Raw genomic sequence first — 26,898 nt, 5'->3', positions numbered from 1 at the left:
GTTCTTTAATCTTCCGGTCATGCGACCAAATGGTGGCTGATCTATTATCTGAACACGGAATGAATGAGGCCGATGCAGACGAAGGCCTTATCTCCGGCACTAGAGGGAGATATTACTATGTCCTATCGCAAATCTATGGCTGCGGCTCTCGTGCTCACCACAATCCTCGGTGGAACCGCCTACGCGGCGGAGCAGGCCGCCCAGACCAATGGCACGCAGATCAGCGCGAGCCAGGCGGCGGTCGACAAGGATGTCGGCAAGCTCTCGAAGGACGGCGCACAGGGCTTCAGGGATCTCCAGCTCACCCGCCTCGCGATCTTCGAGGCCAATCCCGGCCAGGCCAAGGACATGATCGCCAAGGCGCAGGCCGCCTTCGCCAAGGCCAAGACCGACGACGCGGTCTTCACCAAGGCCGAGGCCGACCTCAAGTCGCCGGCCGACATGGCCGCCCACAAGGCGACTGCGCCGAGCGACAAGGCCGACACCAAGGCCGATACCAAGACGGCCTCCAAGGAGCAGGTGGCCTGGGTCCCGGTCGACGCGCAGCTGACCCTCGGCGACGACTTCGTGGCCACGCCCGCCAAGGCCTCCGCGGTGACCGAGGCGAACAAGAACCTCGCTCAGGGCGACCAGAAGGGGGCCCTGGAGAAGCTCAAGCTCGCCCATGTCGACGTCAACTTCACCATGGCGGTCCTGCCTCTGAACAAGACCATCACCGACGTCGATCAGGCCGCGACGCTGATCAATCAGGGCAAGTATTACGAGGCCAACGCCGCCTTGAAGTCGGCCCAGGACAACATGCGCTTCGACGTGATCGACGCGATCGCGGTGCCCCAGAAGGCGGCCGCCGCGACGGCCGACAAGGGCGCGCCGCAGGCCACCGGCACGACGGCGGGTGCCAAGACCAGCAAGTGACCGAACGCCGACGACGGCCGCGCCTGACGGATCTCGGGCGCGGCCCGGTCGGCGCACAGGAGGGAGGGTCGCGTGCGGCGATTCTGGATCTCGACCATCCTGGGACTCGAACTGCTCCTCGGCGGGACCCTGGCGGCCTCCGCCCGGACGGCGGGGGTTCCGGACTTCAACATCCGGTCGATCTGCGCGCCGGAGCACCGGGCGGGATCGACCGCCGTCGACCGGGCGAGCTACCGCGGCTGCCTATCCGACGAGGCCGCCGCCCGGCGCACCCTGATCAAGCGCTGGGCGACGTTCGACGTGGCCGAGCGCCGGACCTGCGCGACGGAGAGCCAGATCGGCGGCACCCCGTCCTACGTGGCGATGCTGACCTGCGTGCAGCTCGGAAGCGACGCCCTGCCGATCAACCCGTCGGGCCAGCCCTGAGACGAGACCATCCGCGCGACGGATCGCACGCCCGTGATCCGCGCATGAGGAACCGGCGGCATCGCCAAGACGTCCTGCAATGTCGATTGAGTGGAGGAAGCATCATGTTCAAGACTACGGCGCGCGCTGCTCTTTGCTTGGCCTGTCTCTGGTCGGTCACGCCGGCCCTGGCGGCCCCGAAGGAGATGCCCCAGGGCAAGCGTGACGAGATGTCGATGAAGGACACCAAGCACGAAGTGGTGATGCAGCGGAAGGAGAATAAGGAAGCCAACAAGAACGTCGACAGCCTCATCACGAACCGCAAGTGAGCGCGCGCGCCGACGACTGATCGATCGTACGTCCGAGAGGGGTGCCGGACGCGGCGCCCCGCTCCCGGCGGTCCCGGGCCCGACCCGGGACCGTTCGCGCGCGTCGCCCCGTCACCGTGGGACCCGCGCAGTCTTCGCGTGGTCGGGGACCGGACAATGGCTTAGGAACGGGCTCCGGGCGCGCGACGCCGCCGCAGGAGCCACCGCCATGCCGGGTCGGACACCGCCGTGACGGCCTACAGCCTGCGCGCCCGGCTGCTCGCGCTCTGGGTCCTGCTGGTCGCCTCCGCGGCCGCCACCGCCTACCTGATGCTCGGCGTCTATGACCAGTCGACGGGCGTCCAGGTGGCGCAGGCCGATCTCGCGGTCGGGCGGGCTTGCCGCGACATCATCGACCGGTACGCCGCCCTCGTGCGTGCGCGCGGGAGGGGCGTCGGGGAGGCCGACCTCGTCGGCACCGTCTCGGCCGCTTTGGCGCGCTTCCCGGGCCTTGAGGGCGGAATCTGGAGCGCCGCGCGCGGGTCGGTGGCCTACGCCTATCCGACCTACGAGGGATCCGGGCCGAAGACCGACTTTCCGGCGGCCGAGCGCGACGCCATCGCGGCGCTGAACGCCCAGGCGCTGCGGGTCGACCACGCGGCCGCGGAGCGGCGGCCGAGCCGGACCCAGGTTCTCATGCTCCAGGCCTGCCCGCTGCACGGGCCGGAGGCCGGCCTGACCGCGTGGTCGATGACGCGCGCGCACGTGAACGACGGCCCCACCTACACGCGCTTCCTCGCGGGCTTGGGCTTCCTCGCCGCCACGGTGCTCGGATCGGCCGCGTTCCTGAGCTGGTTCCTGTACGGGTTCTCGGGGCGGATCGCCCGGCTCGAGGCCGCGCTCGCCGCGCCGCGTCCGGACGGCCAGGACCTGCCCCATCTCGACCGCACCGGCGAGCGCGAGCTCGACCGGCTGGTCGACGCCCTCAACGCCGCCGGCGGGCGGCTGCGGGAGGCCCAGGCCCGGATCGTGGCGACCGAGCGCCTCGCCGCCGTCGGCCGTCTGGCGGCGAGCATCGCCCACGAGATCCGCAATCCCATCGCGGCGATGCGGCTGAAGGCCGAGAACGCCCTGGTCAGCGGCGATCCGCAGCGCGCCGCCGTCGCCCTCGAGACCGTTCTCGGCCAGATCGCCCGGGTCGACACGCTGCTGCGCGACCTCCTCAACCTGACGCAGGCGCGGCCGCTCAACCGGATGCCCACACCCGTGGCACCGCTCCTGGCCGAGTGCGCGGGCCTGCACGAGGACCTGGCGCGCGCGCGCGCGGTCCGGATCGCGGTCGAGGCCGACGGGCTGCCCGCCGCGGACCACCCGCATCTCGACCGGGCGCAGGTCGCCCGCGCCGTCGACAACCTGCTGCTGAACGCCCTGCAGCACGCGCCGCCGGGCGGGCGGGTCCGCCTCGGCGCCGAGCGCGTGACGGTCGACGGCGCGCTGCGGCTGCGCCTCAGCGTCGCCGACACCGGCGGCGGGGTCGACCCGGCGATCCGCGCCAGCCTGTTCGAGCCCTTCGTCACCGGCCGGCCCGACGGGACCGGTCTGGGGCTCGCGATCGTGCGCGAGATCGCCCTGGCGCATCGCGGCGAGGCGAGGCTGGTCGAGGGCGCGCCGGCGACCACCTTTGTCCTGGATCTGCCATGGCAACCATCCTGATCGTCGACGACGACAGAGCCCTGCGCGACGGGCTCGCCGAGACGGTGACCGATCTCGGGCACACCGCGCTCCCGGTCGCCTCCGGCTCGGAGGCGCTGGCGCGGCTGGGCGAGGGTCCGGTGGCGGCGGTGCTCCTCGACCTGCGCATGCCCGGAGACCTCGACGGCATGGCCACGCTGGAGCGGATCCGGGCCCTGCCGGAACCGCCGCCCGTCACGGTCCTGACAGCCTTCGCGAGCCCGGCCAACACGATCGAGGCTATGCGCCTCGGGGCGCACGACCACCTGACCAAGCCGATCGGCCGGGCCGACCTCGCCGCCGTCCTCGACGCGATGCTGCGCGACGCCCGCTCCGATCCCGTCGGCGCCGCGCCGCCGCCGGACCATCCGGTCCTGATCGGGTCGAGCGCGGGCATGCGGAAGGTCCAGAAGACCATCGGTCTCGTCGCCGACAACGCGTCCACGATCCTGGTCCAGGGCGAGACCGGCACCGGCAAGGAGGAGGTCGCCCGGGCCCTGCACGCCTTCTCGCGGCGCCGCGCGCGGCCGTTCGTTCCGGTGAACTGCGCGGCGATCCCGGCCGAGGCTCTGGAGAGCGAGCTGTTCGGCCATGTCCGGGGCGCCTTCGCGGCCGCGACCGCCGACCGCGCGGGCGCCTTCCACGAGGCCCAGGGCGGCACCCTGTTCCTGGACGAGATCGGCGACATGCCGGCCGCGATGCAGGCGAAGATCCTGCGGGTGATCCAGGACGGCGTCGTGACCCCGCTGGGGGGCCGGCCTGCCCGGGTCGATGTCCGCCTCGTGGCGGCGACGCATCGCGACCTGCCGGCGCTCGTCGCCGCGGGCGGGTTCCGCGCCGACCTGTACTACCGGCTGAACGTCGTTCCGATCACCCTGCCGCCCCTGCGCGAGCGCCTCGCCGACATCGTGCCGCTCGCCGAGCACTTCCTGGTCCCTTCGGGCAAGCGCCTGAGCGGCGGGGCCGCCTCGCGTCTGCTCGCCTACGAGTGGCCCGGCAATGTCCGCGAGCTGCGCAACGTCGTGGAGCGCGCCGCCATGCTGGTGCGCGGCGGCGTGATCGCGGCCGAGGCCATCGATCTGCCGGCCGCGCGACCCGACCGTCGCGGCGAGGACGGCGCGGCCGACTGGCTCGCCGGCGACCTGCCCGGGGCCGTGGCCCGCCTGGAGCGCACCATGATCGCGGCCGCGCTCCGCGAGGCCGACGGCAACCGCGCCCGGGCCGCCCGCCGGCTCGGCATCCAGCGGCAGCTCCTCTACGCCAAGATCGAGCGCTACGGCCTCGGCGCGGTAGGCACCGATCTGTCGGAAGAGACGACAGACACTGTCGGGAATCCCGACGCTTCGGCCGACACCGACACGGCCTGAGGCCCGGGCGGGCCGGAGAACCGTTCACATCCCGCGTGAGGCCCGCGCCGCGCGGGAACCGATGGCGCGCGCGGGCGTCGAGCCCCGCGTGCGACGGCGCGGCCCGGATCGGGGCCGCGCCGTCCGTCGGTCGGGGGATCGCGGCAGGATGAACAGCATCGAGACGGGCGCCCGCGGCGCCGGCGGCCGGACACCCTCGGCCAAGGCCCTGCGCGGCCTCGACGCGCTCAACTTCTTCCTCGCCGACGTGCGCGACGGCCTCGGCCCCTACCTCGCCATCTACCTGATCGCCGTGCGCGGCCCCGACCAGGGCTGGAACGAGGCCACGACCGGCCTCGTGATGACCATCGCGGGCATCCTCGGCCTCGTGGCGCAGACGCCCGCCGGCGCGCTGATCGACGCCACCAACCACAAGCGCGCGGTGGTGATCGGCGGCGCCATCGCGGTGACGGCCAGCTGCCTCGTCCTGCCGTTCATCACGAACTTCTACCTCGTCACCGCCACCCAATCGATCGCCCACGTCGCCGGGACGATCTTCCCGCCGGCGCTGGCCGCGATCACGCTCGGCCTCGTCGGGCCGAAGATGTTCGCCAAGCGGATCGGCCGGAACGAGGGCTTCAACCACGCCGGCAACGCGGTCTCGGCCGCCCTGGCGGGCGGGCTCGCCTACTTCTTCGGGCCGGTGGTCGTGTTCTGGCTGATGGGCATCCTGGCGGCGCTGTCCATCGGCGCCATGCTGATGGTGCCGGCCGACGCCATCGACAACGACCTCGCCCGCGGCATGACCGAGGCGGAGGAGCAGGCTCAGGAGAAGCCCTCCGGCCTCGCCACCCTGCTGCAGAACCGGGCGCTGCTGATCTTCGCGGTGCTCTGCGCGATCTTCCACCTCGCCAACGCGGCGATGCTGACCTCGGTGGGCCAGCTCCTGACACACATCTCGGGCAAGGACCACGCGACCTCGCTGATCGCGGTCTGCATCGTGGCGGCGCAGTGCGTGATGGTGCCGGTGGCGATCTTCGTGGGCGCGAAGGCCGACGTGATCGGCCGCAAGCCGATCTTCCTCACCGCCTTCGGCATCCTGGCGCTGCGCGGCGTCCTCTACACGCTGTCGGACAACCCGTTCTGGCTGGTGGGCGTCCAGCTCCTCGACGGCATCGGGGCCGGCGTCTACGGCGCGCTGTTCCCGATCGTGGTCGCCGACCTGACCCGCGGCGGCGGCCGGTTCAACGCGGCCCAGGGCGCCGTGGCGACGGCCCAGGGCATCGGCGCCTCCCTGAGCGCGACGCTGGCCGGCGTGATCATCGTGTCGGCGGGTTACTCCACCGCCTTCCTGGCGCTGGCGGCCATCGCGGCGCTCGGCTTCGTCCTCTACTTCGCGCTGATGCCCGAGACCCGCGAGGCGGTGCGCGCGGGCAGCGAGCCCGAAAGCGGCGCCGGCATGCCGCCGGCCGTGCCGGCGAGCGCCTGAGCGCCGCGATCGGATCCGGAGGCCGGGCTCAGGACGCCGCGGCCAGCTCCGGCGCGGCCTGGCTCGCCACGGATTTGCCCGGTCCGAGTTGGCCCGGCACGGTCGCCTCCGGCGGGGCCTTCCGCGAGACGTAGTAGATGTCGACGGCGCGCCAGAACGCGCCCTGCTCCTCCGTCGAGCGGCGCGCGAGAGAGGTCTCGAGGATCGACATCGCGGCCCGCGCGGGCTCGCTCCGCTCGAGTTCCTCGAGCAGGCCGGCGAGATGCAGCATGGGATCTATCTCCGAGCGGACAGCAACCCCCATCAACGCCCGAGCTTGCGTAACGATCCGTCGCGCCCTGCACGTCGGCGCCCTGCATGATCCTTGCCTCGGGCCGGGGCGCGGCTACCATCCCCGCGTCGAGTCCGACTCGCTCTCCCGTCAACCATCGAGGATCTCCGATGTTCTCCTGCCGAAGCGGCGCGGCTCTTCCCCTGCGCGGAGCGGTCTTCGCCCTGGCCCTGGCCAGCGGATTCGGGGCGGCGCCCCTCGTCGCCCGCGAGATGCCCGAGGCCGGCACGGCCGCCGCGGCGAAGAAGCCGAACGTCGTGATCCTCGCCACCGGCGGGACGATCGCGGGCGCCGGCGCCGACGCCGCCAACAGCGCCACCTACACGGCCGCCAAGGTGCCGGTCGACAAGCTGATCGCCGCCGTGCCGCAGGTGAACACCATCGCCAACGTCCGCGGCGAGCAGGTCTTCCAGATCGCCTCCGAGAGCTTCACCGACGCCCAGCTGGTCCAGCTCGGCAAGCGCGTGTCCCAGCTCCTGAAGCAGGACGACGTCGACGGGATCGTCGTCACGCACGGGACCGACACGCTGGAGGAGACGGCGTTCTTCCTCGACCTCGTGGTGAAGAGCGACAAGCCGATCGTGGTGGTCGGCTCGATGCGGCCGGGCACGGCGATCTCGGCCGACGGCGCCCTCAACCTGCTCGACGCCGTCACGGTCGCCGCCAGCAAGGAGGCGATCGGCCAGGGCGTCACCGTGACGATGAACGACTACATCCAGTGCGGCCGCGACGTGAACAAGCGGACCAACATCGTGCCCAGCGCCTTCTACAGCCAGTGGGGACCGCTCGGCATGGTGGTCGAGGGCAAGACCTACTTCTTCCGCTCGCTGACGAAGCGGCACAACATGAGCTCCGAGTTCGACATCGACCAGATCGACAGCCTGCCGCTGGTCGGCATCGTCTACGGCTCGGGCAACATGATCCCGGGCGTCTACGACGCCGAGCTCCAGGCCGGCGCCAAGGCGATCGTCAACGCCGGCACCGGCAACGGCTCGGTCCCCGGCTACCTCGTCGACAAGCTCAAGGACATCCGCTCCAAGGGCGCCATCGTGATCCGCTCGTCGCGGGTGCCGGACGGCTTCGTCCTGCGCAACGCCGAGCAGCCCGATGACAAGTACGACTGGGTGGTCGCCCACGACCTCAATCCCGCCAAGGCCAAGATCCTCGCCGCCGTGGCGCTCACCAAGACCAGCGATACCAAGGAGCTGCAGCGCATCTTCTGGGAGTATTGAGGCCAGGGACGTGCTGGGTCTCTGAGGTTCGACCCCATCCTGAGGCATGCCTCGAACGAGCGCTTCGAGGTGTGGCGACGTCGGGCGTCCGGGCAAAGGCGGGCGGTCACCGTCTTTGCGGGCGCGGCGAAGCACTTCAGGGTCGGGCTGCCCTGGGTCACTTCGCTCCGCTCGTGATGACGATGCGGGCGGCATCGGTCGAACGCGACAGCGACCGCGGCCTCGGACTTGGGGTTTCCTGAGCCGGCGGGCAAACCTCATGTCAGCGCCGGCGCCCGCCCCGGGTTACATCCCGCGGCGCACCCCTTAGATACCGGCCACCGACGCGGCCGCGCGGCCGATCCCGAATCGCGGCATCGGCCCTGCGCCCGTCGGCACCGAGCCTGGAGGAACGAGCATGACCGAGCTTCATCCCGAGGTCGCGGCGGTCACCGAGCGCGTCGTGGCGCGCTCCCGCGAGACCCGGCGCGCCTATCTCGACCTGATCGCCCGCGAGCGCGAGGCGGGGGTCCGGCGCGGCAAGCTCGCCTGCGGCAACCTCGCCCACGGCTTCGCGGCGTCCGGCGAGGACAAGGCGGCGATCCGCGACGAGCGGACGGTGATGAACGTCGGCATCGTCACCGCCTACAACGACATGCTCTCGGCCCATCAGCCCTACGGGCGCTACCCGGAGCAGATCAAGCTGTTCGCCCGGGAGCGCGGCGCCACCGCGCAGGTCGCGGGCGGCACGCCGGCCATGTGCGACGGCGTCACGCAAGGGCAGAGCGGCATGGAGCTGTCGCTGTTCTCCCGGGACACGATCGCGCTCTCGACCGCGGTCGCGCTGAGCCACGGCATGTTCGACGGCGCGGCGCTGCTCGGCATCTGCGACAAGATCGTGCCGGGCCTGCTGATCGGAGCGCTCCGTTTCGGCCACCTGCCGACGATCCTGATCCCGGCCGGGCCCATGCCGTCGGGCCTCGCCAACAAGGAGAAGCAGCGGATCCGTCAGCTCTACGCCGAGGGCAAGGTCGGCCGGGCGGAGCTGCTCGAATCCGAGTCCGCCTCCTACCACGCGGCCGGGACCTGCACGTTCTACGGCACGGCCAACTCCAACCAGATGATGATGGACATGATGGGCCTGCACATGCCGGGCGCGTCCTTCATCAATCCCGGCACCAAGCTGCGCCAGGCCGTGACCCGAGCGGCGATCCACCGGCTCACCGAGATCGGCGGCGCCGGCAACGACTACCGGCCGCTGGGCCTCTGCGTCGACGAGAAGGCGATCGTCAACGCCGCGGTCGGCCTGCTCGCAACGGGCGGATCCACCAACCACGCGATCCACCTGCCGGCCATCGCGCGCGCGGCCGGCATCGTCATCGACTGGGAGGATATCGACCGCCTGTCCAGCGCCGTGCCGCTGATCGCCCGCGTCTACCCGAACGGCGCCGGCGACGTGAACCACTTCCACGCCGCGGGCGGCATGAGCTTCGTGATGGCGGCCCTGCTCGACGCGGGCCTCCTGCACGACGACATCCTGACCGTGTCGGGCCAGACGCTGCGCGACCACGCCCGCGACCCGAAGCTCGACGGCGAGGAGCTGGTCTTCGAGGACGCCGTGCCGGAGAGCCTGGACGACACGATGCTGCGCCGGCCCGGCAACCCGTTCCAGCCCGACGGCGGCATGCGGCTCGTGAAGGGCAATCTCGGCCGGGCGACGTTCAAGACCAGCGCCGTCGAGGAGCATCGCCGCACCATCGAGGCCCCGGCCCGGGTCTTCTCCGACCAGGACGAGGTGCTGAAGGCGTTCAAGGCCGGTGAGCTGGAGCGCGACGTCGTGGTCGTGGTCCGGTTCCAGGGCCCGAGGGCCAACGGCATGCCGGAGCTCCACAAGCTCACGCCGCCGCTCGGCGTGCTGCAGGACCGCGGCCACAAGGTCGCTCTGGTGACGGACGGGCGGATGTCGGGCGCGTCCGGCAAGGTGCCGGCCGCCATCCACTTGAGCCCCGAGGCGCTGGGCGGCGGCCCGATCGGGCGGATCCGCGACGGCGACGTCGTCCGCCTCAGCGCGGCCGACGGCCTGCTGGAGGTGCTGGTCGACGAGGCGGAATTCGCGGGCCGCCCTGAGGCCGAGGCGCCGGAGCCCGCGCAGGGCACCGGGCGGGAGCTGTTCGCGTTCATGCGCCAGGGGGCCGACACGGCGGAGCGGGGCGCCTCGGCGATGCTCGCCGCCGCCGGCCTCTGAAACCGAGAGGGAGTTGCCGACCATGAACGATCTGACCAGCATCGACGCGCTGATGCGCTCCGTGCCCGTCATTCCGGTCCTGGTGATCGACGACGCGGCGCAGGCGCGGCCCATCGCCGAGGCCCTGGTGAAGGGCGGCCTGACCGCCCTGGAGGTCACCCTGCGGACCCCGGCCGCCCTCGACGTCATCCGGGAGATGACCCGGGTCGAGGGCGCGGTGGTGGGCGCCGGGACGGTGCTCAACCCGCGCGATCTCGAGAAGGCCCTGGCGGCGGGGGCCGAGTTCATCGTCTCGCCGGGCCTCACCGAGCCACTGACCGACGCCGCCAAGGCCAACGGCGTGCCCTACCTGCCCGGCGTCGCGACGGCGGCCGACATCATGCGCGGCCTCGACCACGGGCTCGACCGGTTCAAGTTCTTCCCGGCGGAGGCCGCGGGCGGGATCAAGGCGCTGAAGGCGCACGCGGCGGTGTTCGGCGCGGTGCGGTTCTGCCCGACGGGCGGGATCACCGAGCTGAGCGCCCCGGACTGGCTGTCGATCCCGTCCGTGCTCTGCGTCGGCGGCAGCTGGGTGGTGAAGCCCGGCACGCCGGATCCGGCGGCGATCGAGCGGGCGGCCCGGGCCGCCGCGGGGTTGCGCAAGGCGTAAGCCTCACGACCGACGTCCTTGCGAGCGGAGCGAAGCAATCCAGGGTCGCGCCACATCTCCAGGATGTCGCGCGACCCTGGGTCACTTCGCTGCGCTCGTGATGACGGAGAGGGCGCGGCCCCGCCCGCAGAGCGGTGGGAGCTGTTGCAGCCCCTCACTCCGCCGGCAGCGGCTGCCTCTGCACCCGCGGGACGAAGACACCGCTTTCCGGCTCGAGCGCGATGCGCCGGTCGTGGAAGGCGTCCAGCGTCGAGCGGTGGCCGATCGACACGATCGTCGTGCCGGGGAGCTGCTCGCGCAGCATCCGGTAGAGGGCGGCCTCGGAGGGCTCGTCGAGGGAGGCCGTCGCCTCGTCGAGGAACAGCCATTCGGGCTTGGCCAGCAGCGCGCGGGCGATGGCGAGCCGCTGCTGCTCGCCACCCGACAGCCGCCGCTCCCAGGTGTCGCTCTCGTCGAGATGGTCGACGAGGTGGGGGAGCTGCGCGGCCGTCAGGGCGTCCCGGATCGCCGCGTCCGAGAACTGGTCGGTGGTGTTCGGGTAGACAACGGCGCCGCGCAGGGTCCCCTGCGGAATGTAGGGCCGCTGCGGCAGCAGCAGGGCCGACTGCCCGGCGGGCACGTCGACCCGGCCCTTGCCGAACGGCCAGATCCCCGCGATCGCCCGGAACAGGGTCGACTTGCCGGAGCCGGAGGGACCCGTGACCAGGGTCGCGCCGCCGCGCGGCAGGGTCAGCGCGTCGGCGGTGACGATCGGCTTCCCGTTCGGCAGGGCGAGGACGAGGCCGCGCGCGGTGACGTCGCCGGTGCTCTCGTTGCCCTGGACGAGGCCGTAGCCCGCCGCCTCCAGCGCCTCGGCCTTCGTCATGGCCCTTCGGAACGAGCCGAGACGGATGGTATTGGCCTTGTAGGCGGCCAGCGTCGTGTACGAGTCCACGAAGAACGACAGCGAGCTCTGCACCTGGCTGAAGGCCTGGGACGTCTGCTGGAGCGCGCCCAGCGTGATCTTCTTGGCGAAGAAGGACGGGGCCGCCAGCACCATCGGGAAGATGACGCTCGCCTGCCGGTAGCTGAACGTGAAGGCGATCAGCTTGATGCGGCGGAAGATGATCCCGACGTAGTTGTCGATCACGCTGTGGAACAGGCTCGAGAGCCGCGAGGCCTCCGCCCGCTCGCCGCGCAGCAGGGCGATCTGCTCGGAGTAGATGCGGTTCCGGGCCAGCGCGAAGCGGAAATTCGCCTCGACCTGCTCCTGCCGGAAGTCCAGCCCGATGAGCGGCCGGCCGATCAGGTGGGTGAGCCACGTGCCGACCACCGCGTAGGCGATCACCAGCCAGACCAGGAAGCCCGGGATCACCGTGTCGGTGAACGGCACGACGAAGTCGCGCGACAGGGTCCAGAGGATCACGATGAACGAGACGAGCTGCGCGGCCTGGCTGAGAAGCCGGATCGACAGCGTCGTGGTCTGCACGATGAAGCTGTTGACGTCGGCCTGGATGCGCTGGTCCGGGTTGTCCGCTTCCTCGTCGGTGAACGGGATCCGGTAATGCGTGCCGTTGCCGAGCCAGCGCTCGTACAGGCTGTGGGTCAGCCACGTGCGCCAGCGGATGAGCAGCGAGGAATCGACGAACAGGTCGAACATGCCGATGGCGATGTTCAGCGTGGCCAGCGGCACGAACACCCAGAGCAGCTGGTACCAGAACGCGTTCGCGTCGTATTCCTGGAGCGAGTTGTAGATGTCGCGGTAGAAAAAGTTGAACCGCAGCGTCAGCGCCACGTCGGCGAAGTTCACGAAGATCGACAGCGCCACGAGGTTGCGGCCGATCCGGCCCTCGGTGGTGCCGAACCAGCGGAACAGGCCGATCTCCTTGGTCGGCTTGTCGCGATTGGCGAAGTACGGGTCGGCGATGTTGGTGATCGCGCGGATCGGCTCGAGATGCGAGATGCCGAGCACGATGGCGGCGAAGACCACCGCGCCGGTCGCGGCGAAGGCCGGCGGGAGCAGCGCGGCGATCACCGGCGGCAGCAGCCCCATGGCGGCGATCGTCTTCGATCCGGCGAGCAGCAGGTAGCCGACGCCGTAGACCGAGACGAAGACCTTCAGGTAGGCCGAGATGCCGTTCGAGGCGATCAGGATGCCCGCCATGGCGAAGCCGGCGAGGGAGACGTAGAGCGGCGGGCTCGGGATTCCGGGAAACGCCAGCAGGATCAGCGCGGCCAGGGCCGTGAGCACGGCCTGGATGCCCAGTCCGGTCCTGAGTGCTGCCACCGTCGATCCCCCATCCGTGCGCGCCCGCCCGGGGCGCCGCCGGCGGCCTTGGCCCCGGCAGATGGCCAGATAGTGGCACTCGGCCCGCGCTGTCGCGTGAAACTTTGGTCACGTTCCGGCGGTGCGGCGATTTACGCGGGCGCCGCGGCTACCAGTTCCACTCCTCGAAGCCGGGCTCGCGGCAATGGTAGCCGATCGGGCATTGCGGGTTGTCGCGCGTCGGGGCGAAGCGCAGCTCGGCGATCTCCGCGCCGCTGCACTGGCCAGGATTGCTGACGAACCGCTCCGGCGCCGCCCCGGCGGCGATGATCACGTCGCCCTCGTTCTTCACCAGGGCCATCGCCTCGGAGCAGGTCATGCGGGCTGTCATCGAGCCGCGCGGCGGCCGCGACTGCGCACGGGCCTCGACCCCGGCCGCGACGGCGGCGAGGTGGGCGAACAGCAGAGCGAGGGCCAACGGCCTCATCGGGCACGGGTTCCGGTACGCACCCGGGAAGAAAGCCCGCGGGTCTGGCGCCATCCTGCACAAGCGGGCCGCCCGAGACTGTCACCGGAATGCGCCACCGGGCCGCTTTCGCCGTCGGACCGCCGCAATCGGCGGATTAGGAGATTCCGGGATCGCCGGAAGCAGCTGTAGATTTGTGGTCGTGGACGCCTGCGCGGGCGCCCCCGGCACGACGGCTGGACCGGTCCCCCGGCACGCGTCTCCGGCGCCCCGCGTGCCGGCCGACCGGCGCCGGAGCCAAGGGACCCAGCGATGTCCGCTCTCTCGATCCTCGACATCTCCGCCGTGCGCGCCGCGCCCGTCTCCCGCGAGCCCTACGCCTACACGCTCGGCAGCAACGTCCTGAATCCCGACGCGATCGACGACATCCGGCGCGACTTCCCGGACATCGCCAAGCCCGGCTACCTCACGGTCGACGAGGTCACCCTGAAGGGCCGGTTCAAGGCGCTGATCGACGAGCTGGAGAGCGACGCCTTCTCGAAGATCCTCGGCGAGAAGTTCGGCATCGACCTCGTCTCCTGCCCGCGCCTGACGACCATCATGCGCCGCAGCCAGCTGAAATACGGCTCGATCCACACTGACGGCCCGTCGAAGGTGCTCACCCTGCTCGTCTACATGAACGACGCCTGGGACGCCCCGGCGGCCGGCCGCCTGCGGGTGCTCTACGACGGCCGCAACTATGAGCCCTTCGCGGTGGAGGTCCCGCCGACCATGGGCACGATGTTCGCGTTCCTGCGGGCGGACAATTCCTGGCACGGCCACGAGCCCTTCGAGGGCGAGCGGCGCGTGGTCCAGGTGGCGTGGCTCAGGGACGCGTCGGAGCTGGAGCGCAAGCGCAAGCGCAACCGCACGGCGCAGTTCCTGAAGGGCATCTTCGGCCGCTGAGCGGACGAGAGGGGGGCGGACCATGGGGGCGGTCGTTCTGGCGGATCCGGGCGACGGGGCGCGTTCCGGCTCCTGGCGTCGCTTCGCCTTGCCGACCCTCCTCATCCTCGGCTGGGTGGGCCTGTTCGCCTACAGCGCCGCCTACCTGACCGAGGACCTGCCGTTCCGCCCGTCCCCGCCGGAAGCGAGCCCGTCCGCGGCGGGGTCCGCCGCGCCGCGCCCTGCGCGCCGCGTCGTGATGCTCGACGAGCCCGACCCGCTCACCGCCCCGGCCGAGCCGCCCGGCCAGACCGCCATGGCGGCCTCGCCGGCGCCCGCGGCCCCGCAGAGTGCCGCGGCGCCGCCCGCGACCACGGCGAATGCCCGCCCGGCCCCGGGCGCCGCTCCGGCCGCCGCCGTGCCCACCGCGGTGCCCGCCGCCGAGTATGTCGGTGTCTGGGGCCCGACGCCGGAGGCCTGCGGAGCGCGCTCGCGCCGCCGCGGCTACATCCCGGCCACGATCACGCAGGACCGCGCCCGCGCGGGCCGCACGCTGTGCCTGTTCCACGACGTGCGGCGGAGCGGTGGCGCCTGGGTCACGGCCGCCGAGTGCAGCGATCGCGGCCGCCACTGGTCGTCGCAGGTCCGCCTGCAGGTCGACGGCGAGCACCTGACTTGGTCGAGCAGCCGCGGGACCTCGACCTATATCCGCTGCGGCCGCCGCGCCGGCTAAGCGGCGCCGTCACGCCGCCGGATCCGCGCCCTGCCCCCCGGCCGCGCGCAGGACGATCCGCGCCGCGGCCCGGCTCGGCGTGTCCGCCGCGGCGAGCCGCATCCGCCCGTCGATGCGGCCGAGGGCGGCGAGCTGGACGTCGCGCTCGTGACCGCCGGCCAGGAGCGGCCGCAGGGCGCCGGCGAGACGCTCCGGGGTGCAGTCGGCCTGGACGAATTCCGGCATCGCGTTCTCGGCGAGGATCAGGTTCGGCAGCACGATGCTCGGGACCTGGATCAGCCGGCGGGCGATGAACTCCTCCGCCCGCGAGACCTTGTAGGCGACGACCATCGGGACGCCCGCGAGCGCCAGCTCCAGCGTGACCGTGCCGGAGGCGGCGAGCGCCGCCCGGGCCTCCCGGAAGGCCGCGTATTTCGGCGCCTCGCCGGTGACGATGCGGACCGGCACCGGCCACTCGGCCGACAGCCGCTCGATCAGGGCCCTGTGCCGAGTCACGGCGGGCAGCACCGCCTCGACCGCCAGGCCCTCGGCGACGCGGGCCAGCGCCGCACCGAAGACCGGCATCAGCCGCTCGATCTCGGACCGGCGGGAGCCCGGCAGGACCACGAGGCCGTAGGGAACGGCCTCGCGGCGCCCCCGCTCGACCGCGCCGGGCCGCAGTTCCGGGAGGCGCTCGATCAGCGGGTGCCCGACATAGGTGCAGGGGGGACCGCCGAGCCGCAGATGCGCGTCGGGCTCGAAGGGGAGCAGGGCCAGCACGTGGTCGATGAACGGCCGCATGTCCTTCGCCCGCCACGGCCGCCACGCCCAGACGCTCGGGGACACGTAATCGATGATCGGGATGCCGGGGGCCGCCCTGCGCACGCGCCGCGCCACCGCGTGGGTGAAGCCCGGGCTGTCGATGATCACCAGCACGTCGGGCCGCGCGCGGATCGTCGCCTCGACGGTCTCGCGGATGCGGCGGAGCAGGGTCCGGGCCCGGGCGAGGACCGGCAGGTAGCCCATCACCGCCACGTCATCGAGGGGGAACAGGGACGCGAACCCCGCCTCCGCCATGGCCTCGCCGCCGACGCCGCCGAAGACGGTGTCGGGCGCGGCCTCGCGCAGGGCGCGCATCAGCTTGGCGCCGAGCTGGTCGCCGGAATCCTCGCCGGCCACGAGCCAGATCGTCGGGGCCCGACCGGTCACGGTGCCCCTCCGTATCCGACCACGAACAGGCCGAGGCGGTCGGCCTCCGCGGCCGTCGCCGCCCGGTCGATGACCAGGGTCCCGCCGGCCTCCAGGGCGAGCCCGGCGCAGCCCGCCCGGGCCGCGTTGCGCACGGTGCGGGCGCCGACGGCCGGGAGATCGATGCGGCGGTCCTGGCCGACCTTCGGGGCCTTCACCAGCACGGTCGCGGGCATCGCCCGGCCGAACCCGAAGGGGCGCCGCGCCAGGGCCCGGGCCCGGGCCAGCATGCGGTCCGTGCCCTCCGGCCCCTCCACGGCGAGGATCCGGTCGCCGGCCAGGACGACCGCCTGCCCCAGGTCGTAGGGCGAGAGGGCGTCGAGGACGCCGCGCCCGGTGCGGATCGAGGCGGCCGCCTCCGCGTCCGGGGCCCGGCGCCCGAGGGGGCCGTCCGGGCAGAGCAGGTCCGGCGCGGCCTCGTGGACGCCGACGACCCGGTGGCCCGCCTCCTCGACCAGCGCGACCGCCGCCCGCAGCAGGCGGTCGTCCCCGCCGCCGGCGATCGCCCGCAGGGCCTCGCGGTTGCGCAGGGCGGCGCCCGCGTTGAGGATCGCGGCCGGGCTCGGGCGGGAGACGCCGCCCGCCGGCACCACGGTCGCCGGCCCCCAGAGCCGCAGCAGCTTCAGGGTGGCCGCGAGATCGAGGAGGTCGACCGTGGCGTCGGCGCCGGCGCGCAGGGCAGGGCCGGTGAAGCCGCGCAGCGCGATCACCCGGAAGGGCCGGCGCGCCCGGCGGAGCGACTCGGCGACGAGTTCCGGCAGGCGCCCCGCCCCCGCGATCAGGACCAGGGCCCCCTCTGGGGCGGGGGCGGCGGGATCGGCCTCGGTCACGGCCCGGCCGCTCAGGCGGCGCTGATCGGGGTTGGAACCTCGCGCGGCGTGCAGATCGAGCGCTTGCCGCCGAGGCGGATGAAGTCGAGGATCTCGGCGACCGCCGCGTGGGACTCGAAGGTCGCGGCCACGTCCTCCACCCGCTCCATCAGCGTGCCCTCGGGGGCGAAGAGCAGGCGGTAGGCGCGCCGCAGCGCGTGGATGTCCTCGCGGGCGAAGCCGCGGCGCTGCAGCCCGATGATGTTGAGCCCCGACAGGTAGGCCCGGTTGCCGAGCACCATGCCGTAGGGGATGCAGTCGTTCTCCAGGCCCGACAGGCCGCCCACGAAGGCGTGCGCGCCGACCCGCGCGAACTGGATCACGGCGGCGCCGCCGCCCAGGATCGCGTAGTCGCCGACGCTGCAATGGCCCGCCAGCATGACGTTGTTGGAGAAGATCACGTGGGCGCCGACCCGGCAATCGTGGCCGACATGCGAGTTGGCCAGGAAGGTGCAGTGGTCGCCGACCACGGTCTCCAGGCCGCCGCCGCTGGTGCCCGGGTTCATGGTGACGCCCTCGCGGATCAGGCAGTCGGCGCCGATCGTCAGGGTCGAGGCTTCGCCCCGGTACTTCAGGTCCTGCGGCTGGTGGCCGATCGACGCGAAGGGGAAGATCCGCGTGCGGGGGCCGATCGCGGTGCGGCCCGCCAGGACCACGTGGCTGATGAGTTCGCAGTCCGCGCCTAGCACGACCTCGGGCCCGACATGGCAGAAGGGGCCGATCCGCGCACCGTCGCCGATGCGGGCGCCGGACTCGATCACGGCGCTCGGGTGGATGACGGGGGCGGTCACTCCGTCACCAGCATGGCGCTGATCTCGGCCTCCGCGACCAGCGTGCCGTCGACCCGGGCCTCGCCGCGGAACCACCACATGGTCCGGCGCTGGTTCAGCTTCGTCATGTGGAAGCGCACCTGGTCGCCGGGGGTGACGGGCTTGCGGAACTTGCACTTGTCGATGGTCATGAAGAACACCTGCTTGGTGTTCCGCCCGTCCGCCCGGATGTGGCGGCAGCAGATCGCCCCCGCCGTCTGCGCCATGCCCTCGATCAGGAGCACGCCCGGGAAGACCGGCATGTCGGGGAAGTGGCCCATGAACTGCGGCTCGTTGGCCGTGACGTTCTTGATGCCGACGCAGGATTCGTCCCGGTCGATCTCGACGATGCGGTCGACCATCAGGAACGGGTAGCGGTGCGGCAGCAGCTCCAGCAGCGTCTGGATATCGGCTATGCCCAGCTCGCTGCCGGTCTCGCGCGCCGCCTCACTCATCGAAATCCGCACCTCGACTTGCCGCCATCGGCGGCCCGCAATCCGGCCGCCACCGGGGCGCCGACCGCCCTATTCGGAAGAAATCGCCGGAAGCGCAAGGCCTTCCCGGTCAGGCGTCGTCTCCGGCGGGCTCCTTGCCCGAGCGTTCCGCGAGCCGCGCGAGCGTCGTCAGCTCGCGGAACCAAGCCCGCACCGGCTTGGCGGGCGTCCCGCCCCAGCGGCTGCCCGGCGGCACGTCGCGGTTGACGTTGGACGAGCCGGCGATCTGCGCGCCGCGACCGATGCGCAGGTGGCCGACGACGCCGACCTGCCCGCCGAGGACGACGTAATCCTCCAGCGTGGTCGAGCCCGAGATGCCGACCCCCGACACGATGACGCAGTGGCGCCCGATCACGACGTTGTGGGCGATCTGCACGAGGTTGTCGATCTTGGTGCCCTCCCCGATCACCGTGTCGCGCGAGGCGCCCCGGTCGACCGTGGTGTTGGCGCCGATCTCGACGTCGTCCTGCACGATGACCCGCCCGACTTGCGGCACCTTGAGGTGGGTGGCGCCCATGGCGAAGCCGAACCCGTCCTGCCCGAGCCGGGCGCCCGGATGCAGGATCACCCGGTTGCCCAGAAGGGCGTGGCTGAGGGTCGTGCCCGCGCCGATCGCGCAGTCGCGCCCGATCCGGACGCCCGGCCCGATAACGGCGTTCGGCCCGACCACCGTGCCGGCGCCGATCTCGGCCCCCGGCCCGATCACCGCGCCGGGATCGACCGTGACCCCGTCCTCGAGCCGGGCCTCGGGATGGACGTGGGCGCCGGAGGCGACGCCGCGAACCGCGAACTGGGAACCGGGACGCAGCGCGTCCGGGTGCAGGCGGCCGAGCAGGGCCGCGTAGGCGCGGTAGGGATCGCGGCTGACGAGGGCGACGGTTCCGGCGGGGCAGCGCGCCGCGAAGCGGGGCGAGATGAGGCACACGCCCGCCCGCGTCGCCGCGAGGGCGTCGCCGTAGCGGGCATTGTCCATGTAGGCGAGGTGGTCCGGACCGGCACTCTCCAGGGAGGCCGCGCCGCTGAACCGGCGATCCGGATCCGCTCCCTCGGGGAGGCTGAGGCCGGCGGCGGCCGCGATCTCGGCCAGGGTGAGGCCGGTGGCGGCGGTGAAGAAGACGGGATCTGTCATGTCCGACAACGCGCCGGCCGGGAGAATCCGGCCGGCGCGCGTGTTTTTTATCAGAAGCGCGAGCCGCCGGAGAAGCGGAAGGCTTGGACCTGATCCGCGCCGATATGGCCGAACTTGCCGAGGATCGGGACGAACACCTTCTGACCCTCGTCCTTGGACAGAGCGTAGGCGTAGTCGAACCGGATCGGGCCGAGCGGCGAGTTCCACAGGATGGACGCGCCGATCGAGGAGCGGATCGCCGCCGTGTCGCGGACGTTCACGCATTCCGGCTCCACGCCGATCGTGAAGGCGTTGAAGTTGCACTTCCCGGTCGTCGGCGAGATGCCGTTGATGAAGGCGTCGCCGTTCACGTTGAAGTTCCGCTGGCCGTGATAGCCGAACAGCGTGCCGGCATCGGCGAAGAGCGCGCCCTTCAGGCCCAGATCCCGCGGAACGAGGGGCAGCGGGAACTGCACTTCGAGGGTGCCGCCGACGTAGGTCGAGCCGCCGATGGCGTTCGAGCGGGCGTCGGCGATGCCGACGTCGCGCGGACCGATGCCGTTCGGCGCGAAGCCGCGGACCAGCGACGGGCCGAGGAAGAACTGATCCGTCACCCGCAGCGGGTCGTTGTTGAGCGACGAGATGTGGCCGCCCTGGAAGCGGATGAAGCCGACCACATCCTCGAAGATCTCCTTGTAGTACCGCGCGTCGGCGGTCACGCGGAAGAACTTGGAGTCGCCGCCCAGGCCCGCGACGTCGGGCTTCAGCTCGGCGTAGAGACCGTTGCGGGGCGCGCCGATCACGTCGAGGGTCGAGTAGGCGAGCGTCAGGCCGGCCAGCGAGGTCAGCGTGTTGCCTTGCGAGCCCTTGATGGCGATCGAGGCCTCGCCGTCATACGCGCAGTTCGGGTAGATCGACTGGCCGCCGATGTTGCGGCCGGTGTTCGGGTCGATCGTGCCCGCCGCGTAGGTGGCGGTGTAGCCCGGGATCGGGATCGAGCAGTCGTTGTACGGCCGCTTGAGGGTGTTCGGCACCTTCAGCTCGGTGTTGTACAGCGAGTAGCGCAGCGTGATGCCGAACTCCTCGGTGATCGGCAGGCCGAGGCGCAGCTGACCGCCGTACACCGTGGTCTCGTAGCGCGAGTACCGGGTCAGGTCGGAGTACTTGTAGAAGGCATCGAAGCCCGCCGCGAGGCGGTAGCCGAGGAAGTACGGCTCGGTGAACGAGAAGTCGACGCCGCGCGAGTACTGGCCGCCCGTACCGGCGAGGCGGACGTACTGGCCGCGGCCGAGGAAGTTCGACTCGGAGACCGAGACCTCGCCGATGATGCCGTCCTGGGTGGAGTAGCCGCCCGCCACCGAGAACGAGCCCGTGGGCTGATCCTCGACGTCGATGTTGATGACCACCCGGTCCGGGGCCGAGCCCGGCTCGTTCGAGAAGCGGACCTTCTTGAAGAAGCCCAGGCCGTTCAGGCGCCGCTCGGCGCGGTCGGTCAGCACGCGGTTGTAGGCATCGCCCTCCGCGATATCGAGCTCGCGGCGGATGACGTAGTCGCGGGTGCGGGTGTTGCCGCGGATGTTGATGCGCTCGACGTAGACGTGCGGGCCGTCCTCGACCACGAAGCCGAGGGAGACCTGGTGGCTCGCCGGGTCGCGCTGGCCGGTCGGGCGGACCTGCGCGAACGGGTAGCCGGCGCGGTTGACCTGGCGGGTGACGTTGTTGAGCGTCTTCTCGACGTCGTCGGCGTTGTAGACGTCGCCCACGGAGGTGGCGATGTCGCTGTCGAGCTTCGCGGTGTCGAGGCCCGGCAGGCGGGAATCCACCTGGACGGCGCCGACCCGGTACTGCTCGCCCTCACTCACCGTGATGGTGATGACGTAGCCGGACTTGTCGCCCTCGACGTAACGCGCGTCGGCGCTGACCACCTGGAAGTCGGCGTAGCCGTTCTTCAGGTAGTAGCGGCGGACCTGGTCGAGGTCGTTGGTGATGCGGTCGGGATCGTAGACGTCGGAGGTCTTGATGAACGACAGGAAGTTCATCTCCGAGGAGCTCATCAGCCCCTTCAGCGTCCGCTCCGAGTAGGCGTTGTTGCCGACGAAGTTGATCGAGAGGATGCCGGTCTTGTCGCCCTCGTCGATCTGGTAGATCACGTCGACGCGGCCGTTGGGCAGGTCGACGGTCCGGTAGGTCACCTTGGCGGTGCCGCGGCCGAAGCGCTTGTAGACGTCGCGGATGCGCGCGAGGTCGGCGTTGATGATCGCCTCGCTGTAGGGCCCGCGGGACTTGGCCTCGACCACCCCTTCCAGGGTGGCCTTCTCGATCTTCTTGTTGCCCTCGAAGACCACGCGGTTGATCAGGTTGTTCTCGCGGACGGTCACCACCGTGCGGCCGCCCGACTGGGCGACCTTCACGTCGGAGAACATCCCGCTAGCGAGCAGGTTGCGGCGGGCCTCCTCGGCGGAGCCGGACGCCGTCCCGGTCACGTAGGACCGGATCGTGTCGGCATCGACGCGCTGGTTGCCCTGGACGACGATCTGCTGCGCCTGGGCAGCCCCGCTCAGGACGACACCCAGACCGGCAGTGACTAGGACGATGGTTTTCCGCACCGACTTACGTCGGGGCTTCCCCGTCAACGACATCATGCAATCGCCCGTTTCTGTTCTGGTCGCGGGGGTTAGCCCGTCACGGGCGACCGTTGATCGGCCGTCCCGTCACCTGGTCCAAGCGTGGCTTCGGTCCAAGCGTAGCTCTTAGCGGGATTCCCCTGCCAAGCAAACGCGCGGGAGGCCATCGTCAGGGGATTTTGGGGGGTCGTGGCCTTCGCGCCACTTAACGGTGCGGTCAGCTTACGGGCAAACCGCGGATCATGGTGAACGCGCCGTAAACGCCTGAGCGGTCGGCCCTTTTTCGCGACGCTCGCGGTCCCGTGAACGCCCCGTTAACCCCGTTTCGACGCGCCGGCGCGGCGTCATCCGGGCGGTGTCCGGGCGAGATCGCGGCGGGATTGGGGCAGCGTTTCCGGTGGAGATCCGGCGGGGATCCCGGGATCCCCGCCGGCCCCGGATCAGGTGTTCCGCCAGGAGGCGCCGAGGTTGAGGATGTCGTTCCAGGCGGCGAACAGCATCAGCATCAGCACCAGGGCGAGGCCGATGCGGAAGCCGATCTCCTGGGCCCGCTCGCTCAGCGGGCGGCCGCGCACCACCTCGAAGGCGTAGAACAGCAGGTGGCCGCCATCGAGCAGCGGCACCGGGAACAGGTTGAGCAGGCCGATCGAGACGGAGAGCAGGGCGATCAGCCCGACCAGGCCGCCGACGCCGCCGGTCTTGGCGACCTCGCCGGAGACGCGGGCGATGCCGATCGGGCCCGAGAGCTGGTCGGCGGATTCCCGCCCGGTCACGAGCTTGCCGAGATACGAGAAGGTGCGCTCGACGACGAAGTAGGTCTCCTTCACGCCGAGATTGAGCGAGTCGAGCGCCCCGTACTGCACGAGCCGCGCCTCCGAGCCCGCGGGCGAGCGGATGCCGAGCCGGCCGATCCGGTGGCGGCCGAACGGCGTCTTCTCCTCGAAGGTGGCGGGCGTCGCCTGGATGGTGATGGGCTGGTCGTTGCGCTCCACCGTGAAGGTCAGCGGCGTCCCGGCGCTGCCGGTCACCGTGCGGTACATGGCGTTGAAGTCGCCGATCTTCTCGCCGTCGATGGCGGTGATCACGTCGCCGGGCTGGAAGCCGGCCTGGGCGGCGACGCTGTTCGGCTCCACCGACGAGACCCGGGCGGGCAGCTCGTAGCGGCCGCCAAGCCAGATGGCACCCGCGAAGAGCAGGATCGCCAGGATGAAGTTGGCCACCGGGCCCGCGGCGACGATCGCGGCGCGCTTGGACACGGGCTGGGTCGGGAAGCTGATCGCCCGCTCGTGCGGGCTCATCCGGGCGACCGCCTCGGGATCGGGCATGCTGGCGCCGTTCACGTCGCCGTGGAACTTCACGTAGCCGCCGAGCGGGATCGCGCAGACCTTCCAGCGGGTGCCGCGCCGGTCGTTGAACCCGAACAGCTCGGGGCCGAAGCCGAGCGAGAAGGCGTGCACGCCGACCCCGCACCAGCGCCCGACCAGGAAGTGGCCCATCTCGTGCACGAACACCACGACGGTGAGCACGAACAGGAACGGGATCACGGCGCCGAAGAAACCGCCGGCGGTTCCGCCCATCGCGTTGAGGAAGTCCATAAGCCGTATCCTGGCCGTCTCGGCGCCGGCTTCTCGGGCCGGCCATCCGCCCTGTCTAGCAGATCGGCGGTGCCGACCGCCAACGCAATCCTGCGGCCCGGCCGCGGAAGGTCGCACGCGCCGTCCGATTCCGCACCGGCCGATCGCGCGGGGTCGGTCCCGCCCGTCGGGGACCGCCCGTCAGTGGCCGCCGCCCCCGCCCGCGCCGGCCTTCGGCCGCCGGATCATGGGGACCGCGCAGGCCATCGCGAGGAACAGGACGGTGAGGGACAGGAACACGTCCTCGAAGGCCATGACGAGGCCCTGGATCCGCACCGTGTTGGTCATCGCCTTCAGCGCCATGTCGGAGGCGGCGCTGCCGTAGGCGTCGAAGCCGCGCTGCATCGCGTCGAGCCGCTCCAGCGCGGCCGTGTTCGCCCAGGTGAAGCGCTCGTGCAGCCGGGCGAGGTGCAGGTCCCAGCGGTCGTTGAGGATCGTGTTGATCAGCGCGAGCCCGACCGCGCCGCCGAGGTTGCGGGTCAGGTTGAACAGCCCCGACGCGTTCTTCATCCGCGCCGGCGGCAGCGTGCCCAGCGCGATGTTGTTGATCGGGATCATGCACAGCATCAGCGAGCAGCCGCGCAGGATCTGCGGCACGAGCAGCTCGTAGAAGTCCCAGTCCTTGGTGAGGCCCGTGACGATCCACGTGCCGCAGGCGAAGCCGACGAAGCCGATCCCCATCATGATCCGGGGATCGACCTTGCCCGAGAGCCGGCCGGCGATCGGCGCGGTGGCGAACATGCACAGGCCGGAGACGAACATCGTCTCGCCGATCATCAGCGCCGAGTAGCCGCGCACCCGGGCGAGGTAGACCGGGTAGATGTAGGTCAGCCCGTAGAGGCCGATGCCCAGCACGAAGCTCGCCACGCAGCCGCTGGCGAAGTTCCGGTCCGAGAAGGCCCTGAGATCGACGATCGGCTGCTTCGCCGTGAAGACCCGCCAGAAGAACAGCAGCGCCGACGTCCCGCAGACGATTGCGCAGGCGAAGACCGCCTCGTCCTGCAGCCAGTCGTGGTTGGGCCCCTCCTCCAGCACGTATTCGAGGCAGCCGAGGAAGCCGGCCATGAAGGCGAGTCCGGCCCAGTCGAACGACCGGATCAGGCCGTAATTGGGCTCGTCGAAATCGACCAGGATCCAGGTCGAGACCGTCACGAAGATGCCCGGCACGACGTTGATCAGGAACAGCCAGTGCCACGACATCAGGTCGGTCAGGTAGCCGCCCACCGTCGGCCCGATCGTCGGTGCCAGCGTCGCCACGAGGCCGATCATCGGCGAGACGATGGTCCGCTTCGAGGGCGGGAAGATCGTGAAGGCCGCGGCAAAGACGGTCGGGATCATGCCGCCGCCGATGAAGCCCTGGAGCGCCCGCCAGACGATCATCTCGCCGATCGACGAGGAGGTGGCGCACATCAGGCTCATCAGGGTGAAGCCGCCCGCCGAGATGGCGAACATCCAGCGCGTCGAGAGCACCCGCGACAGGGTGCCGGAGAGCGGGATCGAGATGACCTCGGCGATCAGGTAGCTGGTCTGGACCCAGGGGATCTCGTCGCCGGAGGCCGAGAGCCCGGCCTGGATCTCGTTCAGGGAGGCCGAGACGATCTGGATGTCCAGGATCGCCATGAACATGCCGAAGACCATGCAGACGAACGCCACCATGCGGCGGCGGTCGAGGGGCGGATCGGCGGCGCGGATCGGCGCGCCGGGCGCGAGGGCGGCACTGGCGGCCATCGCCGGTCTCAGCGGCTCGCGGTGCTGACCGGCCGCGGCGCGGAGGCGCGGTCGAGGACGGAGCGGTCCGCGCCGGTGCGGGTATCGACCCGGACCACCGCCGACAGGCCCGGCCGCAGCAGGCCCTCGCGGGCGACCTCCTCGGGCACGCGCACCCGCACGGGCAGGCGCTGGACGATCTTGGTGAAGTTGCCGGTGGCATTGTCGGGCGGCAGCAGGCTGAACACCGAGCCGGAGGCCGGCGAGAACGATTCCACCACGGCGTGGATCTCGCGGTCCGGATAGGCGTCGACCGTCACGGTCACCGGCTGGCCGGGACGCATGCGCTCGACCTGGGTCTCCTTGAAGTTCGCGTCGATCCGGACGCTCTGGAGCGGGACCAGCGCGGCGATCCGCGTGCCGGGCCCGACATAGGCGCCGGCCTCGACGGCCTTGTTGCCGACCACCCCGTCGAAGGGCGCGCGGATCGCCGTGAAGTCGAGGTCGCGCCGGGCCCGGTCGACGGCGGTGCGGAGTTCCGCCGCGAGGCTCTCCGCCTCGCGCTTCTGCGCCTGGAGCACGTCCACGTTGGCGCGGGCCGCGAGGAGGCCGGCCTCCATGGCCTTCACGGAGGCCTCGGTGCGGTCGCGGTCGGCGCGGGTCTGGTCGATGCGCGACTTGGCGACGTAATCCGCCTGCATCTGCGTCGACCGGGCGAAGTCGGCCTGGGCGCGGACGGCGTCGGCGCGGGTCGCGTCGAGCTGCGCGGCGGCCTGGGCGACCTGGGCCTGCGCCGCCTCGGCCTGCCGGCCGATCCGCGCGATCGTGCTCTCCTGGGTGGCGAGCTTGTCCTGCGCCGCCTGCAGCGCGAGGCGGTAGTCGCCGTCGTCGAGCTTGGCGATGACGTCGCCCTTCTTCACCGCGAGGCCGTTCACGACCGGGACCGACTGGAGATAGCCCGGGATCTTGGCCGCCAGGACCGAGATGTCGGCCTGGACGTAGGCGTCGTCGGTCGAGACGAAGAACCGCCCGACGGTCCACCACTGCCATCCCTGATACGCGCCGCCGCCCAGGGCGGCCGTCAGCAGTCCGAGCAGGACGAGCCGCTTCACGGAGCGCTTGCGGGCGGGCGGCGCCTCGACCGGCACGGGCGTCGGCAGGGACGCCGCGGCGGGGGCCGGCGCGGCCGGAGCCGTGCGCTCGGCGCGCGCCTCGTCCCCGGCCTCGATTCGGGACTCAATAGCGGCATCGAGACCGGAACTCGGCCGATCGGCGTCCTCGCGAAGGGACATATCAGCGCCTCGACATCAATGACCGAACCGTTCGGTCAATAACGAGGCACGGCTTGACGCGCCCCCGAAGAAGCCGCAGGTTATTTTGACCGAACGGTTCGGTCAAGCGTGACGGTGTCACGGTGCGGAGCGGGAT

General features: G+C 71.4%; 23 protein-coding genes. 11 read left to right on the top strand and 12 right to left on the bottom strand.

Annotated features, from left to right (window positions below; translation table 11 throughout):
* The first annotated feature begins 135 nt into the window (after positions 1-135).
* The 6 genes from ACLBX8_RS15580 to ACLBX8_RS15555 all read left to right on the top strand — a co-directional run bounded on the left by ACLBX8_RS15580 (position 136) and on the right by ACLBX8_RS15555 (position 6,194).
* Positions 136-915 (top strand): YfdX family protein, encoded by a 780-nt coding sequence (locus tag ACLBX8_RS15580; RefSeq protein ID WP_447715463.1) that lies wholly within the window; start codon positions 136-138, stop codon positions 913-915.
* Positions 916-987: 72 nt separating this feature from the next.
* The gene (locus tag ACLBX8_RS15575) at positions 988-1,341 is read left to right on the top strand and encodes a hypothetical protein (protein WP_447715462.1); all 354 of its coding nucleotides are present in this window, start codon (positions 988-990) and stop codon (positions 1,339-1,341) included.
* Between the two features lie 104 nt (positions 1,342-1,445).
* Positions 1,446-1,649, top strand: coding sequence for a hypothetical protein (locus ACLBX8_RS15570; protein ID WP_020093001.1), 204 nt, complete (start codon positions 1,446-1,448; stop codon positions 1,647-1,649).
* A gap of 228 nt (positions 1,650-1,877) precedes the next feature.
* Positions 1,878-3,341, top strand: coding sequence for a sensor histidine kinase (locus ACLBX8_RS15565; RefSeq protein WP_447715461.1), 1,464 nt, complete (start codon positions 1,878-1,880; stop codon positions 3,339-3,341).
* Positions 3,326-4,726: a sigma-54-dependent transcriptional regulator gene (locus tag ACLBX8_RS15560; protein ID WP_447715460.1), complete on the top strand. Its 1,401-nt coding sequence runs from the start codon at positions 3,326-3,328 to the stop codon at positions 4,724-4,726. The genes ACLBX8_RS15565 and ACLBX8_RS15560 overlap by 16 nt, the downstream gene beginning before the upstream one ends.
* A 148-nt stretch (positions 4,727-4,874) precedes the next feature.
* Positions 4,875-6,194: an MFS transporter gene (locus ACLBX8_RS15555; protein WP_091680460.1), complete on the top strand. Its 1,320-nt coding sequence runs from the start codon at positions 4,875-4,877 to the stop codon at positions 6,192-6,194.
* Between the two features lie 28 nt (positions 6,195-6,222).
* Here ACLBX8_RS15555 and ACLBX8_RS15550 read toward each other — a convergent pair whose 3' ends face one another.
* Positions 6,223-6,465 carry a hypothetical protein gene (locus tag ACLBX8_RS15550; RefSeq protein WP_042674329.1) on the bottom strand — a complete coding sequence of 81 codons (243 nt, stop codon included), beginning with the start codon at positions 6,463-6,465 and terminating at the stop codon, positions 6,223-6,225.
* 170 nt (positions 6,466-6,635) lie between these two features.
* On the opposite strand from ACLBX8_RS15550, the gene ACLBX8_RS15545 reads away from it, so the two are divergent.
* From ACLBX8_RS15545 to eda, 3 genes are all read left to right on the top strand, one after another.
* Positions 6,636-7,757 carry an asparaginase gene (locus ACLBX8_RS15545; RefSeq protein WP_132368419.1) on the top strand — a complete coding sequence of 374 codons (1,122 nt, stop codon included), beginning with the start codon at positions 6,636-6,638 and terminating at the stop codon, positions 7,755-7,757.
* A gap of 397 nt (positions 7,758-8,154) precedes the next feature.
* A complete protein-coding gene (gene edd, locus ACLBX8_RS15540) occupies positions 8,155-9,981 on the top strand; it encodes a phosphogluconate dehydratase (protein ID WP_447715459.1) in 1,827 nt (608 codons plus the stop codon).
* A gap of 22 nt (positions 9,982-10,003) precedes the next feature.
* Positions 10,004-10,630, top strand: coding sequence for a bifunctional 4-hydroxy-2-oxoglutarate aldolase/2-dehydro-3-deoxy-phosphogluconate aldolase (gene eda / locus ACLBX8_RS15535; RefSeq protein WP_020092994.1), 627 nt, complete (start codon positions 10,004-10,006; stop codon positions 10,628-10,630).
* 154 nt (positions 10,631-10,784) lie between these two features.
* Here eda and ACLBX8_RS15530 read toward each other — a convergent pair whose 3' ends face one another.
* Both ACLBX8_RS15530 and ACLBX8_RS15525 read right to left on the bottom strand, forming a co-directional pair.
* On the bottom strand, positions 10,785-12,896 hold the full coding sequence (locus ACLBX8_RS15530; protein ID WP_091680454.1) for an ABC transporter ATP-binding protein/permease: 2,112 nt from the start codon (positions 12,894-12,896) through the stop codon (positions 10,785-10,787).
* Positions 12,897-13,044: 148 nt separating this feature from the next.
* Positions 13,045-13,362 carry a hypothetical protein gene (locus ACLBX8_RS15525; RefSeq protein WP_026604902.1) on the bottom strand — a complete coding sequence of 106 codons (318 nt, stop codon included), beginning with the start codon at positions 13,360-13,362 and terminating at the stop codon, positions 13,045-13,047.
* A 291-nt stretch (positions 13,363-13,653) separates the two neighbouring features.
* Here ACLBX8_RS15525 and ACLBX8_RS15520 point away from each other — a divergent pair, with 291 nt between their 5' ends.
* Positions 13,654-14,286, top strand: a complete 633-nt coding sequence (locus tag ACLBX8_RS15520; RefSeq protein WP_056533055.1) for a 2OG-Fe(II) oxygenase — start codon at positions 13,654-13,656, stop codon at positions 14,284-14,286.
* 22 nt (positions 14,287-14,308) lie between these two features.
* A complete protein-coding gene (locus ACLBX8_RS15515) occupies positions 14,309-14,998 on the top strand; it encodes a peptidase inhibitor family I36 protein (RefSeq protein WP_091978215.1) in 690 nt (229 codons plus the stop codon).
* A gap of 9 nt (positions 14,999-15,007) precedes the next feature.
* On the opposite strand, the gene lpxB is transcribed toward ACLBX8_RS15515, so the two are convergent.
* The 9 genes from lpxB to ACLBX8_RS15470 form a co-directional block, all read right to left on the bottom strand.
* The gene (gene lpxB / locus ACLBX8_RS15510; RefSeq protein ID WP_447715458.1) at positions 15,008-16,186 is read right to left on the bottom strand and encodes a lipid-A-disaccharide synthase; all 1,179 of its coding nucleotides are present in this window, start codon (positions 16,184-16,186) and stop codon (positions 15,008-15,010) included.
* Positions 16,183-17,055, bottom strand: coding sequence for an LpxI family protein (locus ACLBX8_RS15505; protein ID WP_447715457.1), 873 nt, complete (start codon positions 17,053-17,055; stop codon positions 16,183-16,185). The genes lpxB and ACLBX8_RS15505 overlap by 4 nt, the downstream gene beginning before the upstream one ends.
* Before the next feature lie 11 nt (positions 17,056-17,066).
* A complete protein-coding gene (gene lpxA / locus ACLBX8_RS15500) occupies positions 17,067-17,885 on the bottom strand; it encodes an acyl-ACP--UDP-N-acetylglucosamine O-acyltransferase (RefSeq protein WP_056533043.1) in 819 nt (272 codons plus the stop codon).
* Positions 17,882-18,358, bottom strand: a complete 477-nt coding sequence (gene fabZ, locus ACLBX8_RS15495; RefSeq protein WP_020092987.1) for a 3-hydroxyacyl-ACP dehydratase FabZ — start codon at positions 18,356-18,358, stop codon at positions 17,882-17,884. Before fabZ ends, lpxA begins: the two co-directional genes overlap by 4 nt.
* A gap of 109 nt (positions 18,359-18,467) precedes the next feature.
* Positions 18,468-19,526 carry a UDP-3-O-(3-hydroxymyristoyl)glucosamine N-acyltransferase gene (gene lpxD / locus ACLBX8_RS15490; protein ID WP_447715456.1) on the bottom strand — a complete coding sequence of 353 codons (1,059 nt, stop codon included), beginning with the start codon at positions 19,524-19,526 and terminating at the stop codon, positions 18,468-18,470.
* Positions 19,527-19,576: 50 nt separating this feature from the next.
* On the bottom strand, positions 19,577-22,147 hold the full coding sequence (bamA, locus tag ACLBX8_RS15485; RefSeq protein ID WP_026604899.1) for an outer membrane protein assembly factor BamA: 2,571 nt from the start codon (positions 22,145-22,147) through the stop codon (positions 19,577-19,579).
* 422 nt (positions 22,148-22,569) lie between these two features.
* Positions 22,570-23,724 (bottom strand): M50 family metallopeptidase, encoded by a 1,155-nt coding sequence (locus tag ACLBX8_RS15480; RefSeq protein WP_020092984.1) that lies wholly within the window; start codon positions 23,722-23,724, stop codon positions 22,570-22,572.
* Between the two features lie 180 nt (positions 23,725-23,904).
* Entirely contained in the window at positions 23,905-25,491 is a 1,587-nt protein-coding gene (locus ACLBX8_RS15475) for a DHA2 family efflux MFS transporter permease subunit (RefSeq protein ID WP_447699050.1), read from the bottom strand.
* An 8-nt stretch (positions 25,492-25,499) separates the two neighbouring features.
* The gene (locus ACLBX8_RS15470; protein WP_447699051.1) at positions 25,500-26,762 is read right to left on the bottom strand and encodes an HlyD family secretion protein; all 1,263 of its coding nucleotides are present in this window, start codon (positions 26,760-26,762) and stop codon (positions 25,500-25,502) included.
* Positions 26,763-26,898: the final 136 nt, after the last annotated feature.

Source organism: Methylobacterium sp. D48H (assembly GCF_053345715.1).
Note: the sequence above shows the minus strand (reverse complement) of the source record. Positions and strands in the feature narration are given on the sequence as shown.

What these genes read in the sequence shown, in the direction of transcription:
- ACLBX8_RS15580 (WP_447715463.1), top strand. Translation starts at nt 136, where the DNA reads ATGGCTGCGGCTCTCGTGCTCACCACAATCCTCGGTGGAACCGCCTAC.
- ACLBX8_RS15570 (WP_020093001.1), top strand. Translation starts at nt 1,446, where the DNA reads ATGTTCAAGACTACGGCGCGCGCTGCTCTTTGCTTGGCCTGTCTCTGG.
- ACLBX8_RS15560 (WP_447715460.1), top strand. Translation starts at nt 3,326, where the DNA reads ATGGCAACCATCCTGATCGTCGACGACGACAGAGCCCTGCGCGACGGG.
- ACLBX8_RS15555 (WP_091680460.1), top strand. Translation starts at nt 4,875, where the DNA reads ATGAACAGCATCGAGACGGGCGCCCGCGGCGCCGGCGGCCGGACACCC.
- ACLBX8_RS15550 (WP_042674329.1), bottom strand. Translation starts at nt 6,465, where the DNA reads ATGCTGCATCTCGCCGGCCTGCTCGAGGAACTCGAGCGGAGCGAGCCC.
- ACLBX8_RS15545 (WP_132368419.1), top strand. Translation starts at nt 6,636, where the DNA reads ATGTTCTCCTGCCGAAGCGGCGCGGCTCTTCCCCTGCGCGGAGCGGTC.
- edd (WP_447715459.1), top strand. Translation starts at nt 8,155, where the DNA reads ATGACCGAGCTTCATCCCGAGGTCGCGGCGGTCACCGAGCGCGTCGTG.
- eda (WP_020092994.1), top strand. Translation starts at nt 10,004, where the DNA reads ATGAACGATCTGACCAGCATCGACGCGCTGATGCGCTCCGTGCCCGTC.
- ACLBX8_RS15525 (WP_026604902.1), bottom strand. Translation starts at nt 13,362, where the DNA reads ATGAGGCCGTTGGCCCTCGCTCTGCTGTTCGCCCACCTCGCCGCCGTC.
- ACLBX8_RS15520 (WP_056533055.1), top strand. Translation starts at nt 13,654, where the DNA reads ATGTCCGCTCTCTCGATCCTCGACATCTCCGCCGTGCGCGCCGCGCCC.
- ACLBX8_RS15515 (WP_091978215.1), top strand. Translation starts at nt 14,309, where the DNA reads ATGGGGGCGGTCGTTCTGGCGGATCCGGGCGACGGGGCGCGTTCCGGC.
- fabZ (WP_020092987.1), bottom strand. Translation starts at nt 18,358, where the DNA reads ATGAGTGAGGCGGCGCGCGAGACCGGCAGCGAGCTGGGCATAGCCGAT.
- lpxD (WP_447715456.1), bottom strand. Translation starts at nt 19,526, where the DNA reads ATGACAGATCCCGTCTTCTTCACCGCCGCCACCGGCCTCACCCTGGCC.
- bamA (WP_026604899.1), bottom strand. Translation starts at nt 22,147, where the DNA reads ATGATGTCGTTGACGGGGAAGCCCCGACGTAAGTCGGTGCGGAAAACC.
- ACLBX8_RS15480 (WP_020092984.1), bottom strand. Translation starts at nt 23,724, where the DNA reads ATGGACTTCCTCAACGCGATGGGCGGAACCGCCGGCGGTTTCTTCGGC.
- ACLBX8_RS15475 (WP_447699050.1), bottom strand. Translation starts at nt 25,491, where the DNA reads ATGGCCGCCAGTGCCGCCCTCGCGCCCGGCGCGCCGATCCGCGCCGCC.
- ACLBX8_RS15470 (WP_447699051.1), bottom strand. Translation starts at nt 26,762, where the DNA reads ATGTCCCTTCGCGAGGACGCCGATCGGCCGAGTTCCGGTCTCGATGCC.